Here is a 13,854-nt window from a genome sequence, read left to right on the forward strand (position 1 = left end):
GTTTTGTCGTAGTCATCTGCGGTCAGGCGAAGAAGCCCCGCCTTGTCCCGCCGCGCGAGATGACGACTTCGGCGCCATGCCGCCATTCAACCCAGCTTTCGTCGTAGGCCGATGCTGTCGATCCCCGCCATCCGACGAGAAGTTCGCGGCCCACTGTGTTGTCAAGCCTACGAAGACGCTCACCGAGGTCGTCTGCCTTGACCTCGATGTTCGACGCAGTTGCGCGCACATCGTCCGGTGTTGCCTGCGCTTCGCTCATCGCTCACCCGCAGGGCGCCCTCTGAAGTGCTCCATACCGGCTTAGACGCTGAGCATCGACTTCGGTTCCCCGATACTTTCGACTGATTGTGGCGGGCGAGAGAACTCGATTGCGCGGTCGATGCAGGGTGCGCTGGTGCTGTCGCGGCGAGCCACGGCTTGTCCGGCTATCTCGGAAGCTACCGGCGCCGGCCGGTTCCGGGAGCACCTCCGGAAACAGTTCGAACGCTCGTCGATTGAGTCTCCCGCGGGACGGACGAGATGCGAGCCCTCTGCGATTCAGGCTCTTCGACGGCGACGATGTACGGAGCTGCTTCGTCCGACACCGAACGAGCAACCGGTTTGCCGGACATCGGGCACGTCCGAGTCTGCCCAGACGCGGAGTGGGAGTAGGCGAGCCCTGTTCGCAGATTCACACGTGTCCGTCTGCCGCACGAGACGCAGAACCACACCTCGGCATCTGGATTTTTGATCATCAGGATCTTTCATACCCGAACGCAACACCATGTGCACCGCGAGCAGTCGATCTCGTTCCAGATTCTGAAGCGGTGCACTCTGCGGGGACCGTGCGCTCGTCTCTGCCGTCGCCGACAGCGAGGAGTCTGTCACTGCTCGAAAGGGTGGTCTCCACTGCCTGGTGCCTCCGGTTCCGGAGGTCCATTGTGTCCGGGCCCTGAGTCCGAATTACTTTCGGCGCGAAGCATTGCAGACGATCGCTCGCGGAACACCCACATACCCGCTGCCACCATGATCGCGAGTCCGAACAAGCCCGCTCCAATCTCGCCATCGAACAGGTTCGCAACACCGCCGATAGCACCGAATACGACAAGGACCAGGGCCGTGACATACCGACGTTTGCCGCGGGTGACCGGATCAGAGTGTGTGTAGAACGCGTGAATGCGTTTGAACACCCCTTCCTTTTTTTGACCGCCACCAGCCGGCACGTGCCCTGAAGCACCTGCAGTCGGGTTGACGGTCGAGGGTGGGGGTTGCTGCCAACCGGGCGAAGGTGTGCCGTACTGGGGTTGCGGGGGCCACTGACCCATCGGATAGACCGGAGTCGCCGAAGTCGGGGGAAGAGAGTCGAGACTGCCGTGCAGACTCATCTGATGCCCGCATTGACGGCACTTTTTCTTGGTCGCCATCGCGGCTTCGGAAACACCGATCGTCACAATCGCAGCGGTCTTGCGGCCCGTCTGTCGGCCGAAGTGCGCGAGATCTGAACTGGTGCAGTTCTTGCAGTCCCTGCATGCGGTGTACACCCTGGTAGGCATCGATGCCTCGATTCTTCAGTTCCAGCGGCGCTCCAGCCGATTTTCGGTTGTGCTGTCACTTTTATCGAGCCCAGGCCCAGAGGTGTTAGCGCGTGTGCGGCCGGCGTCATCCCGCCGACTCCCTCAAACACCTCGACACTCGCGCAAATGGCGCGCACCCCACCGTTGCCTCGCACAATCGTGGTTACGGCCGACCCTCAAAAGCCGAATGAACCGGTGCGCAGACGGACCCGTGAGGTGTCCGCCGGAGGTTTTTGAACGACACACCTACCGACGATTACTTCAGTGGCACAGTCGGTCGGAGCGTAGGATCCACCTTCGGTTTCGCCTAGGCCTTCGACGAGCGGAGCTCCCCATACCTCGCACGCAGGCATGCACAGCAATGCTCTGCCCGCAGAAACATACTGGTCGGTGAGCCTCTCTCTTCTCTCAGAAGACGGCTGCACGAGTGCAAATGTTGCCCGCATTGACACTTCTCCGCCGCGGCGCTCGGGTCCTGTTCTGCGCGCGCAAGACTCTCTGATGTTGGTTTGAATGGAGCTAACGGACGGCAGTGCTAACCGGGTTAAGGAGGAACAGGCACTGCTTATCCACGTAGCGATCGACCTCCGCCGTAACGCCCAGGTTCGTCCCGACGCCGATCGTGTCCGGTACCGAGCCGACAAAGTGCAGATCGGAAACGGTGTTCTCATCACGGAACTGGAAACTTGGCCCGGGCTGCGAGAATGTTTCACTGAAGTCGCCCGCGTTGATGAGGATGTCGTATCTGGTTCTCGCGCCCTCGTGGGGTCCCATCGCGACGATGCTGCCAGGGAACGAGATTGTCTGACCGCGGTGAGCCGCAGCGAACGCTGCGATGTCAGGGGAACAGGTGTCAGTCAATGCGAGCAAGGCCGCGAACTCCGGGTTGTTCTCCGGCGTGAGAACAAAGTCATCATTAGGCGCCGGTGCTGGGGCCTGCGCAGTTCCTGTCGCTTTAGAGGACGGTTGCTCGCTCGGTTCAGCTGCATCGGTGGTCACAGGGCTCGCGGATTCTGCTGGAGCTGTGTTTTTTTCGCCGATCACACCGATGGTGATGATGGTCGCGAGCGCAAGCGTCAACACGCCGCCACCAACGATCCAAAGAAGTCGGCGAGACCTGGGCGCTGGGCGTCGGAACGTGATTTCCGTCCGGATCTTCCCGGGTGCTTGAGAAACAACCTCCCAGCCTTCGCCTTCCTGCTTCTCTATCGTCCGCGACTCCATGCCTCGAACCGCGCGGACTGTCTTAGTCTCGTAGGTGATTTCGGTGTCCGTTGTCATGCCCGCAGCTCCCAGATTTATGCCGGAACGTGACCGGACTCGCGAAGAGCTTACCGACTGATAACGCCGGTGTGAGCCTGGGTACTGAGGACGCGGTGTAACCGTGCCATCGCTGCTAGGTCGCCGTCTGGAACCCACGAAGTCACGATCGGCGCCCATCGGGGCGTGGCGACACTGGACGCGAAAGTCTCCGTCGGTCTCCGCGTCGTCGGTGTTTTGGACGACTGCGGGGTCGGTCGCGGTCAGCTGGTCGACTAGCGGGGGCGGCGGTGCTGCGTTCGCTGGCGATGTTCTGCTCTATCTGAGTCCAGGTCTTGATGTGCCGCGACACCGCCGAGGTGTGGAACTCAAGGTGGCGTGCGACGTCGCTCAGTGGCCACTCGGAGTCCGCGAGGTAGAGATCGATACTGGTCCACACGGCTGGCTCGGCGAGTAGGCCGTTGTCGAGGTTTTCGTCCATCCGGGAAGACTCGATACTGCTGTGGCACCGTGCTGTTCAGACTCAACTCCGTCGACTAAGTCTGCGGCCTGAGCTGGCACGGTGACTACTGGGAGTCAACGTTCTTGCGCTCGCCAGGATGCTCGGGCACACGTCCGCGAAGGTCACCCTAAATACATACGCTGAGCTGTTCGATACCGACCTTGATGCTGTTGCGGTAGGCATGAACGACGCTTACGGATCAGCAAGCCAAAATTGGTCAGACAGGGACTCGAAGGCCGCGTTACACACACAAAAAACTCCCCACCTGCATGAAGCAGGTGGGGAGTTTTGGCGGTGGCGGAGGGATTTGAACCCTCGGACGGGGGTTACCCGTCACGCGCTTTCGAGGCGCGCTCCTTAGGCCGCTCGGACACGCCACCGCGGAAAACTGTACCGCAGTGACGGCGCGACACTAAATCGCCAGCTCAGCGTTGGTGGATCAGTGTCCGGTGAGCTTGTCCTTGATGTTGGAGGCTGCGTCCTTGACCTTTTCCGCGCCGTCCTTGACTGCGGAAGAGACCTGGTCGCCCTTGCCCTCGTTCTCGAGGTCCTTGTTTCCGGTGGCCGAACCGGCAGCTTCCTTTGCCTTGCCGCCCAGATCCTCGGTCTTGTTCGAGATCTTGTCGTCGAGTCCCATTAGTGCCTCCTAGGCAATGGAGTTACTGAGCGCGGGTACCGCGCCCCTTGCATGAAGGGATTATCCCTTGGGTGCGGACGTCAAACATAGGAATTTCATAAGCGTTCGTGGGCGAAGAAACTACGCAGCGTGAGAGCGCACTCCTCCTCGAGAATCCCACCACGGACTTTCGGTCGGTGTGTGAGCCGCCGGTCTCGAACGACATCCCACAGCGATCCGACGGCGCCCGTCTTCGGTTCCCACGCCCCGAAGACAACCCTTTCGACACGAGCCAGGACCAGCGCGCCGGCGCACATCGTGCAGGGTTCCAGGGTCACGGCCAGCGTGCACCCTTCGAGCCGCCACCCGTCGCCGTGCACAGCAGCGGCCGCCCGCAACGCCAGAATCTCGGCATGAGCCGTCGGGTCGCCGGTGGACTCGCGCGCATTCGCGGCACGTGCAAGTTCGCGTCCATCGGCGTCGAAGATCACTGCGCCGACCGGAACGTCACGGTCGGACGCATCACCCGCAGCGGCCAGTGCCGCCCGGATCAGATCTTCGTCGATCACGCCGACTACCGGTGAAACTTGTCCAGAACGGCTGCGAGTTCGTCGGGGAAGCCGAGTCGCTCTGCGATCGAACCGAGCTGCTCGTCCGGATAGAGATCGGTTTCTGCCACGATGACGCCCAGGACCGCCTCAGGCAGGCCTAGATCGGCCAGCAACGCAAGATTGCCCTCTTCCCAGGGCTCGACGTCATCGAGGTCGTCCGGGTCGATATCTGGGATGTCGACGTTGAGTGCGTCGAGTACCTCGGCGGCGATGTCGTAGTCGATCGCGGCGGTGGCATCGGAGATCAGCAGATGCGTGCCCGACGGCGCGGGCCGGAGAATGACGAAGAACTCGTCGTCGATGTCGAGTAACCCAAATACGGCGCCCGAGCTGCGCATCTCCCGTAGTTCGGTCTCCGCCGCCGACAAGGACGTCAGTGCCGACATCGGTAGCGGCGTCACTCTCCACTTGCCGTCTTCCCGGACGACGGCAACGCCAAAGCCGTCCAGGTCGTCGTAACTGTTGCTATCCGGACCGTCGTCGTTCTTCGCCTTGGCGGAGTTGTTGCTCCCGCGCTGTTCAGCCATGCGCGCAACGGTAGTCGTGAGGACCACCGAAACTGAAGTCCGCCGTCAAGACGCCGTTTCGAGACATGTGTCAATCTGTTCGGGTGACTACTGCTCCTGTGTGCGTTCTCGGGCTCGGCCTGATCGGTGGATCGGTTCTGCAAGCTGCCGTTCGAGGTGGTCGGATCGCATGGGGATACAACCGGTCCGCTGACGCAATCGCCGGCTCTGTCGAGGCAGGCTACGACACCGATACCGATCTGACGGCGGTGCTCACCCGCGCCGCCGAGGCAGGTGCATTGATCGTCATCGCGGTCCCGATGCCCGCCGTCGATGCAATCCTCGCTGCCATTGCAGAGCATGCGCCGAACAATCCGCTCACCGACGTCGTCAGCGTCAAAGCCGAGGTAGCAGCGGCGGTGTCACGACGGGGTTTGTCGGATCGGTACGTAGGCGGGCATCCGATGGCCGGCACCGACCAGTCGGGTTGGTCCGCTGCCGATCCGGAACTGTTTCGCGACGCGGTCTGGGCTGTCGGCGTCGACGACGGCGTCGATCCGCAGGTGTGGCGTGAGGTGGCATCGCTGGCACTCGACTGCGGTTCGGTCGTCGTACCCGTCGAAAGCGGCGAGCACGACCGCGCTGTCGCCCGGATCTCACACCTTCCGCATCTCCTGGCCGAGACTCTCGCTCTCGTCGGGGCCTCCGGCAGCCCGCTGGCGTTGGGTCTGGCAGCAGGTTCGTTTCGTGACGGGACGCGCGTCGCATCGACGGCACCGGCTCTGGTCAGTGCGATGTGCGAGGCGAACTCCGCCGCCCTCACCGACGCACTCGACGAAGCGCTCGCCGTGCTGACCCGGGCCCGCGCGGAACTGGCGACGGACGGGTCGACGCGCACGCTCGTGACAGCCGGGCATCGCGCGCGCACCCTCTACGAAGAGCACGAGCGATTCGACATCACCGGCATCGAACCGGGTGATGATCTGTGGCGCGAAAAATTCGGCTCCGCGGGAAGAAAAGGCGGCGTGATCCGTCAGATCCGCTCGGCAAGCCCCGGGTAGTCGAGTACGAACCCGTCGGAATCGACCTTCAGTGTGGATGTCGAGACCGGTGAAAGAACGTGGATGCCGTCGGCGCCACTGCTGTAGGTGAGTTCGGCTTGCTGGATGGACAAGTCGAGCAAGTTGACGTAGATCACGGGAACCTGCACGTCGGAGGCATCGGTATGCAACTCGAGCCGACGGATCGGCAGCGTATTGAAGAACGGGCTGAACACGACGTCGACATCGAGCGCACCGTTGTAGGTGGACCGCTGATGGTTGGACGAGTTCTCGATCATCCAGTAGCCCTCGTCGTCGCGACTCACCGAAGCCTGCTTCTCGCCGCCCGCAACGAATGTTCGCAACGAGAGCCTGCGAGTGATGCCGTTTTCGTCGGTCACCAGGTCGTACGACGCGCTGAATGCGGGATGCTCCGCGCAGGCGCCGCCGATGATCCGGCCGGCTGCCTTGATGCGATTGCCGTTCAGTTGGACGCGTACCGACTCCATGCGGGGGGCATCGTGTGCACGCCACGTCAGGATGGCAGGGAATGCCTGCGCCGAAGAGCCCCTCGGGACAGCAGTGTGTTCGGGAGTGGAGCCCGCGGAGGGACCTGTGTTTGCTTGGGGGGAAACGCGTTGTTCACCCGGGGCTGGAGTGCTCACCCGACTACGGTAAGCGACAGGGACTCCTGTAGAACAAGCGGTGGCGATTTTTCTCCTCCGAGTCCGCCTGATGGACTCCCACTTCACCCGGTTTCAGGCGTCGTAATCCTACATTTCGGGCATATTCGTGGTGGTGTCGATTACATCGAACCGGATGTTCGAAACTGCTCACCTTCACTAGGGTTGTCGTCGTGACTGCAGGTGACTTCGATTTCGCGCACTCCGAGCAGGCCGCGAAAAGTAGACGGGACAAGGCGACGGCTCTCGCACGTTTCGTCTGGGAACGCGGCATCGATGCCGGGGAGCTTCTCGGGCTGACCGACGCCGCTCGACGCAAGCTCGCCCGAGCAGCCGACATTTCTCCGCCGAGCACGATGGAGACGTGGACCATCGCGGCCGAGTTGGTGGACAGCAAGTGCGCGTGGGCGCTCGCGAACCCGAACCATCCCGCGGCCGAGCCGAAGCATGCCGACGAGAAGATCATGTGGGTGAAACCGCCGATCACCCCGTGGTCCTAGGTCGGGCCGGAGCTCAATACTCCTCGAACGCGGACACCTGAGCACGTTGCGTAGCCGTGGCCTGAGTATTCAGCCCTGTGCACCAACTCGGATACACCCGGAACCCCCGCTTGCCCGGCTGCTTCCCTGAAGTGATGACGAGTTCGGCAAGATGCGCGCGGGTGAACCGAAACACGCCGCGTCGGCCCCGTTGTTCCACGAAGACAAACAGGCCCGCGGCGAGATCGTCATCACCGAACGGCATCGTCGTTCCGTCCGTGTCTCGCTGCCAGAAGGCTACGAAAGCCCCCGGCTTGGTCGGAGTGTTTCGTGCAGTCCGGATATGCCACGCCTCGTCGCATATCCGGGCAATGCCCGATTCGTAGTCACTGTTGTGCATCCCCGGAGTCACCGCGGCGGTCAACCCCACCTCGGCTGCATAGGCCTCGAACGCACTGAATTGCACGCAGCCAAGCTATCTCACCCATCACTCCATGGACCTGGGGCGCTTCGCGGACTAGACGAGGCTGGTTTCCCACGCTTCGTGTAGTTCGGCGAACCTGCCGTGTTGGGCGATGAGTTGATTCGGAGCCCCATCCTCGACGATTTCGCCGTTCTCCATCACCAGGACACGATCGGCGATCGCGACTGTCGACAAGCGATGCGCGATGATCAACGCGGTCCGCCCCCGCAGAATTGTTTCGAGGGCGCGCTGCACCAATCGCTCGCTCGGTATGTCGAGGCTCGAGGTCGCCTCGTCGAGGACGATCACCGCTGGCGCGGCCAGGAACACACGGGCGAACGCGACCAGTTGCCGCTGCCCCGAACTGAGCCTGCCCCCTCGTTTACGGACGTCGGTGTCGATTCCGTCGGGAAGTGTGGCGATGAACTCGGTGAGCCCGACGGCATCTGCTGCTGCCCGCACGTCCTCGTCGGTGGCGGTGGGCCTGCCGAGTCTGATGTTGTCGGCGACCGAGCCGGAGAACAGGAACGACTCCTGGGTCACCATGACGATGTGCTGACGCATGTTCTCGTCGTCGAGTCTGCGTAGGTCCACTCCGTCGAGACTGACCGTGCCCTCTGTCGGATCGTAGAACCGTGCGAGAAGCTTTGCGAGAGTAGACTTTCCTGCACCGGTTGCGCCGACCATCGCCACGACCTGACCGGCCGGTACGTGCAACGAGAATTCCGGCAGCACCATGCGGTCCGTGTTGTACGCGAACCGAACATGGTCGAAGTCGATGTCTCCCTGGGCAGAGCGGAGCAACACCGGATCTTCCGGCGTCGGCACCGACGGCTCCTCCTCGAGCACCCCGGAGATCTTCTCGAGTGCGGCCGCTGCGGACTGATACGAGTTGAACACCTGCGCCAATTCGTCCAACGGTCCGTAGAAGCGGCGCAGATACAGCACGTATGCTGCGAGCACGCCGATCTCCATGTGTCCGTTGATCACTCGATAGCTGCCGAACACCACGATAATCACGAGCGTGAGATTGCCGATCCACCGAACAATGCCGGTGTAGCTCGCCATTCCGCGCAACGCAGACGTCGTCGCGTCTCGGTATTCACTGTCCTCGACCTCGAGGATCGCGTCGTTGCGCTGCTCCCGGCGGAAGACCTGCACCGCGCGAATGCCACCCATCGACTCGACGAAATGAACGACGACCTTTGCAATGGCCACCCGTGTGCGTCGATATCCGGTGCGCTGCCTGCGCTGCGACCACCGCGTCACCAGAACCAGCGGAACGAAGCCTGCCAGCACCACAAGCGCAAGCGGCACATCGAGATACACCAGAATGACCGCGATGGTGACGATCGACAGAACCGCGGACAAGGCGTCGTTCAAGGCACTTTCGAGCAACGTCTGTAGCGATTCCACATCGCTGGTCAATCGCGATATGAGCCGGCCCGAGGTGTACTTCTCGTGGAACGACAAGCTCAACTGTTGCGCGTGCACGAATACACGTTTACGCAGATCGAACAGGATCGATTGACTGAGCCGCCCGGACACGATCAGAAACGTGTACGTGGTGATCGCACCGAGAACACCGAATCCGATGTAGCCCAGCACCGTCCACAACAGCGGCATCCAGCGGCCGTCCTGTGCAGCGGAGATCCCGTTGTCGAGCGCGTACGCGATGAACAATGGACCGGCGACGAACGCCAGGTTGTCCACGATGATCACCGCCAGCGCCAGCAATGCCTGCTTCTTGTACGGCCGAACCAACGACGCCAGCAGTCGACGAGACCTCGCCGCCAGAACCAGGTTTCCCGTCGAATCGACATCGGAATCCTCATTGCCGACGCCGCGCCAGTCACCGACTTGCTGCTGCTCAGCCATCGACTGATCCTGCTTCGATCGAACCCATGACGTGGCGGTACTTCGGCGACGACGCCAGAAGGCGCTCGTGCGTTCCCTGTTCCACAATTCTTCCGTTCTCCAGATACAGCACTCGATCCGCGAGCGCAGCAGTCGACGGCCGGTGCGCGACCAGCAACGTCGTCGAATGAGTCAGGACGCGTCGTAGATCGTGTTGAACCAAAGCCTCGGTGTTGACGTCCAGGGCCGAAAGCGGGTCGTCGAGCACCAGAATTCGCGGCTTGCCGAGCACCGCCCGCGCCAGTGCCAATCGCTGACGCTGCCCACCGGACAGGCTCATTCCCTGTTCCCCGATGCGGGTGTTCAGCCCCCAGGGCAGCTGATCCACGAACTCGACGGCGTGAGCGACCTGCAACGCTTCCTCGACGTCGGCATCCGATGCACCCGGCCGGCCGAGCGCGATGTTCTCGCGCACGCTCGCCGAGAACAGGACCGGATCCTCGAACGCCACCGACACCACGGAGCGCAGGTCCTCGAGCGCCAATGTCCTGATGTCGATACCGTCGATCGTGATCGCACCTACCGTCACGTCGTACAGTCGCGGCACCAGATTGGTCAGCGCGGTCTTCCCACTACCCGTCACCCCGACGAGCGCGACCGTCTCACCCGGTTCGATCCGGAATTCGACATCGGTCAGCAGCGGCGCCGACGCGTCGGGAAACGTGAAGCTGACGCCATGGAATGCCAACGTCCCATGCACGTCCTTCGGAAGCGGCACCGGCGCAACAGGTTCGCTGATCGTCTCGGGTGTGTCCATGATTTCCCAGTAACGATCTGCGGCCGTGCGTGCATTGTTCAGCTCGGCGAGCAGAAATCCGAACGATTCGATCGGCCACAGCAGGAAAGACACGATGGCCATCGACGCGACCAACATTCCTGCTGTCATCGTGCCCGACACGATCGAGTAGGTCCCGAAGGCGAGCATCAGCCCGATTCCGACCGGCGGGATGCCGACGATCAACGACCACAGGATCGCGAGATATCGAACCTTCCGCAGTTCGGTGCCACGCAGCGTCGACGCTTCGGAAAGGAATCTACGGCCAAGATGCGCGCTCCGGCCGAAGGCCTTGAGCACCCGGATTCCCTGAATGGATTCCTCGACGGTCGTCGTGACGTCGCCTGCCTGATCCTGCGCATCCCGCGCGAGAACGCGATAGAGCGACTCGAACCGAGCGCAGATGATCACGAGCGGAACCGATGTCACGGCCATGATGAGACCGAGCTGCCAGGACTGGACGAACAGAACGCCCAGCCCGACCACCAGCGTCACCGTGTTGATGATCAGGAAGGGTCCGATGAAAGCGACGAACCGTCGTAGCGCCGACAGGTCCGCTATCGCGCGTGAGAGCAGCTGGCCGGACTCCCAGCCTTCGTGCGCGGACACCGACAGCCGCTGCAACTTCTCGAAGACGGTTGCCCGCGCCGAAATTTCGAACTGACTCGACGGCCCCGACACCAGATAGCGTCGAATCCAGATACCCACGGCATCGATGGTGCCCAGCAGCAGGATCAGTGCTGCTGGCCACCACACGCCCGCGACGTTGCCCTCGGTGATGGGGCCGTCGATGACGCCCTGGATCACGAGTGGAATCGCCAACCCAGTGAGAGTCGCCACCAACGACACGGCGATCGAGACGAAAAAATACCACCGATACGGTGCGATGAACGGCAGAAAGCGGGCCAACGAACTGCGTTCCTCAGGATTCGAGGACGAGAAATCCTCGACCGTCTGCTGCGGTTCCAGCACACTTGTCGACACGTGATTCTTCCCTTCGCCTGTGGGAAATGCTGTCACCCGGCAGCTTCTGAGCCAACCGAATTTCCTGCCGTTGCATTCCTTTGCGAAATTGGAGACGGGAAGTCACGAGTGGCTCCCTAGGGTGTCGCTGGACAGCATCGAGGAGCCCATGCGGGGGTTGGGCGTCTCCCTCGGGCCTGGGCGAATCTGAGACCCGTCCTGGAAACGACACTGGGCAAGAGCATCCATGAGGATGGAACCCGACTGCCGATGATCGCCTTCGACGTCGTCGCTCGCCGGTGAGCCCGGCCCGCAGCTGCCCGAGGTTTCGTTGCAGCGCTACGTTCGAGGTCACTGGGTTGGACCAGTGAGACCGTACCGACCGACCTCACCAGGCATCTGCGGTGTGGTGGCCGAACATGTCGTAGTTCTCGAGTAACCTTCTGTATGAATTTCGTTCTCGATCCGTTACAGAAGGGTGCCCGTGAGTTCACGATCGATGGTCGGGCTGTTCGCCGGGATCGGCGGGCTCGAGTTGGGGCTTTCGGAGCAAGGCTGGTCCACCGAACTGCTGTGCGAGATCGACCCGGGAGCACAGGCCGTTCTCGGCGCTCGATTCCCCGATACTCCCGTGCACGGTGACGTGACGAAGTTGCGATCGTTGCCTTCGAGCACCGAGTTGGTCGCGGCGGGGTTCCCTTGCCAGGATCTGTCTCAGGCCGGCCTCACTGCGGGTATCACCGGATCTCGTTCCGGGCTCGTCGACGAAGTATTTCGCCTCGTCAAACGACGTAAGGGGCCGCGCTGGCTCCTAATCGAGAACGTCCCCTTCATGCTGCAACTGAGCCGGGGCGCGGCAATGCGTCACATCACCGACGCGTTGTCCGATCTCGGCTACATGTGGGCTTACCGCGTCGTCGACGCCAGATCGTTCGGGCTTCCGCAGCGGCGCCAGCGGGTTTTGATGCTGGCCTCGCGCACCGAGGATCCGCGAGAGGTTCTGTTCGGGCAGGACGCAGGTCCCGTGCCCGAGGGCGACCCGAGTGAGCAGCCGTGTGGTTTCTACTGGACCGAGGGCACCCGTGGGCTCGGTTGGGCGATCAATGCCGTCCCGACGCTCAAGGGCGGATCGTCGATCGGTATCGCCAGCCCACCTGCCATCCGTTTGCCGTCCGGGGAGATCGTGACGCCGGGCATCATCGGTGCAGAACGCCTGCAGGGCTTCGACCCCGATTGGACGGCGCCCGCGCTGTCGCTGCCCGGGGTACGGGCCGGCCATCGGTGGAAGCTCGTCGGCAATGCGGTCAGTGTGCGGATGGCGTCGTGGGTCGCCTCGCAGCTGGATCGGCCGCAGCCGCACGACGACTCCGAGGACACCCCGCTTCTACCTGGGCAGGCCTGGCCGACGGCCGCATGGGGACGCAACGGCTCTTCGTTCCGAGTCCATCGGTCCACCTGGCCAGTGCACGAGCCGTACGAGGACCTCAGCGACTTCCTCGACGACTCCCGGCTGTTGTCCGCTCGGGCCACCGCGGGCTTCCTCAAGCGCGCGAAGATGGGCAACCTTCGATTCGTTCCGGGTTTCCTCGACGACGTGGAGAGCCACCTCGACCGCATGGGCGGGCACCCCACACCTCGCGCCGCATGAGCGATCACTTGTTTCCGGACCCCCCTGCGCTGGCGCGGCCATTGACGTTGGCCGGAGACAAGCCGTCTCCGAGCGCAGACCGCAGCGACAAGAAGAACTACGCCCAACGCTTGTCGAACCATCTCGCGCAGACGGTGGCCGACGCTTTGCGGCCCCACTATCCGGGAATCACTCCCGACGCGATGGGGATGGGCCAGGAAGCGCAGGTCGACGTCGCGAAGGGCCGCAAAAGACTCGACGTCAAGGCGCTCGACCCGACGCTGGGCCTGATTTTGTGTGTGTCGATCAAGACGTACAGCTTCCAGGACTACAGCCCGAGGACCGGCAAGTTGGGGCGTTGGACCAAGAACATTGTCCGAAACGACCACGAACTGCGCGGTGAGGCGATGGTGTTGCATCAGCGCCAGCCTTACAGCGTCCTGATCGCGGTCATGTTCGAGCCCCTGTCGACGTGTGATGACGGAGATCCGGCGAAAGCGAGCGACATCGGCAAGTCCTCGTTCGCGCATCATGTGACGACGCTGTCCAAGCGGTCCGGTCGCGGAAAGCGTCCGGTCGTCGGCGGGACCGGGAAAATGTGGGTCGATCTGGGCGCCGAGGACACTCGTTACGACCTGTTCGAGAAGGTGTTCATCGGCCTCTACGAGCCGGACGGCCCAGATCGCGGTGAGGTCCGGTTCTTCGACGTCGACGAGTCGCCACCGCGGAATGGACGTCCTTCCGACGCCCAGACATTGTCTTTCGAGGAGTTCGTCGCTCTTGTGCACGGTGAGGTCGAGCGCAGAAACCGATTTGCGCCCAACTGGTCCGAACCCGAAGACAGCGAAGACAGCTAGTA

14 protein-coding genes, 1 tRNA gene and 1 pseudogene are annotated in these 13,854 nt (G+C 62.6%); 5 read left to right on the plus strand and 11 right to left on the minus strand.

The features are described from left to right. Nucleotides 1-22: 22 nt before the first annotated feature. From H2510_RS05155 to H2510_RS05165, 3 genes are all read right to left on the minus strand, one after another. Nucleotides 23-259, minus strand: a complete 237-nt coding sequence (locus H2510_RS05155; RefSeq protein WP_186627288.1) for a WXG100 family type VII secretion target — start codon at nt 257-259, stop codon at nt 23-25. Nucleotides 260-863: 604 nt separating this feature from the next. After that, the gene (locus H2510_RS05160) at nt 864-1,532 is read right to left on the minus strand and encodes a DUF4229 domain-containing protein (RefSeq protein WP_186627289.1); all 669 of its coding nucleotides are present in this window, start codon (nt 1,530-1,532) and stop codon (nt 864-866) included. 540 nt (nt 1,533-2,072) lie between these two features. Further along, nucleotides 2,073-2,777, minus strand: a complete 705-nt coding sequence (locus tag H2510_RS05165) for a DUF4839 domain-containing protein (protein ID WP_186627290.1) — start codon at nt 2,775-2,777, stop codon at nt 2,073-2,075. A 605-nt stretch (nt 2,778-3,382) separates the two neighbouring features. Here H2510_RS05165 and H2510_RS05170 point away from each other — a divergent pair. Then, a pseudogene (locus tag H2510_RS05170) lies at nt 3,383-3,493 on the plus strand (integrase); the annotation flags it as partial. A gap of 111 nt (nt 3,494-3,604) precedes the next feature. Here H2510_RS05170 and H2510_RS05175 read toward each other — a convergent pair. The 4 genes from H2510_RS05175 to H2510_RS05190 all read right to left on the minus strand — a co-directional run bounded on the left by H2510_RS05175 (nt 3,605) and on the right by H2510_RS05190 (nt 5,069). Continuing rightward, nucleotides 3,605-3,695 (minus strand) — tRNA-Ser (locus H2510_RS05175). Nucleotides 3,696-3,754: 59 nt separating this feature from the next. Beyond that, nucleotides 3,755-3,952 carry a CsbD family protein gene (locus H2510_RS05180; RefSeq protein WP_088942613.1) on the minus strand — a complete coding sequence of 66 codons (198 nt, stop codon included), beginning with the start codon at nt 3,950-3,952 and terminating at the stop codon, nt 3,755-3,757. Between the two features lie 95 nt (nt 3,953-4,047). Further along, complete coding sequence (locus H2510_RS05185; protein WP_186627291.1) at nt 4,048-4,500, minus strand: nucleoside deaminase; 453 nt, start codon at nt 4,498-4,500, stop codon at nt 4,048-4,050. A 5-nt stretch (nt 4,501-4,505) separates the two neighbouring features. Beyond that, nucleotides 4,506-5,069 (minus strand): tRNA adenosine deaminase-associated protein, encoded by a 564-nt coding sequence (locus H2510_RS05190; protein WP_186627292.1) that lies wholly within the window; start codon nt 5,067-5,069, stop codon nt 4,506-4,508. A gap of 65 nt (nt 5,070-5,134) precedes the next feature. On the opposite strand from H2510_RS05190, the gene H2510_RS05195 reads away from it, so the two are divergent. Next, nucleotides 5,135-6,109, plus strand: coding sequence for a prephenate dehydrogenase (locus H2510_RS05195; RefSeq protein WP_186627293.1), 975 nt, complete (start codon nt 5,135-5,137; stop codon nt 6,107-6,109). On the opposite strand, the gene H2510_RS05200 is transcribed toward H2510_RS05195, so the two are convergent. Continuing rightward, the gene (locus H2510_RS05200; RefSeq protein WP_261392777.1) at nt 6,082-6,597 is read right to left on the minus strand and encodes a putative glycolipid-binding domain-containing protein; all 516 of its coding nucleotides are present in this window, start codon (nt 6,595-6,597) and stop codon (nt 6,082-6,084) included. The two genes, H2510_RS05195 and H2510_RS05200, sit on opposite strands and share 28 nt — an antisense overlap. A gap of 347 nt (nt 6,598-6,944) precedes the next feature. Between H2510_RS05200 and H2510_RS05205 the strand changes: the two genes are divergently transcribed. After that, a complete protein-coding gene (locus H2510_RS05205; RefSeq protein ID WP_186627295.1) occupies nt 6,945-7,271 on the plus strand; it encodes a hypothetical protein in 327 nt (108 codons plus the stop codon). Between the two features lie 13 nt (nt 7,272-7,284). Here the strand turns inward: H2510_RS05205 and H2510_RS05210 are convergent, their stop codons facing one another. From H2510_RS05210 to H2510_RS05220, 3 genes are read right to left on the minus strand one after another with little or no spacing between them, the layout of a single operon-like run. Beyond that, a complete protein-coding gene (locus H2510_RS05210) occupies nt 7,285-7,716 on the minus strand; it encodes a MepB family protein (protein ID WP_186627296.1) in 432 nt (143 codons plus the stop codon). Nucleotides 7,717-7,767: 51 nt separating this feature from the next. After that, entirely contained in the window at nt 7,768-9,591 is a 1,824-nt protein-coding gene (locus tag H2510_RS05215) for an ABC transporter ATP-binding protein (protein ID WP_186627297.1), read from the minus strand. Further along, complete coding sequence (locus tag H2510_RS05220) at nt 9,584-11,389, minus strand: ABC transporter ATP-binding protein (RefSeq protein ID WP_186627298.1); 1,806 nt, start codon at nt 11,387-11,389, stop codon at nt 9,584-9,586. Before H2510_RS05220 ends, H2510_RS05215 begins: the two co-directional genes overlap by 8 nt. Nucleotides 11,390-11,867: 478 nt before the next feature. On the opposite strand from H2510_RS05220, the gene H2510_RS05225 reads away from it, so the two are divergent. Further along, nucleotides 11,868-13,016: a DNA cytosine methyltransferase gene (locus H2510_RS05225; RefSeq protein ID WP_186627630.1), complete on the plus strand. Its 1,149-nt coding sequence runs from the start codon at nt 11,868-11,870 to the stop codon at nt 13,014-13,016. Then, complete coding sequence (locus H2510_RS05230; protein ID WP_186627299.1) at nt 13,013-13,852, plus strand: hypothetical protein; 840 nt, start codon at nt 13,013-13,015, stop codon at nt 13,850-13,852. The genes H2510_RS05225 and H2510_RS05230 overlap by 4 nt, the downstream gene beginning before the upstream one ends. Nucleotides 13,853-13,854 lie beyond the last annotated feature (2 nt).

It is taken from the genome of Rhodococcus sp. BP22, from assembly GCF_014281965.1.
Classification (GTDB): Bacteria; Actinomycetota; Actinomycetes; order Mycobacteriales; family Mycobacteriaceae; genus Rhodococcoides.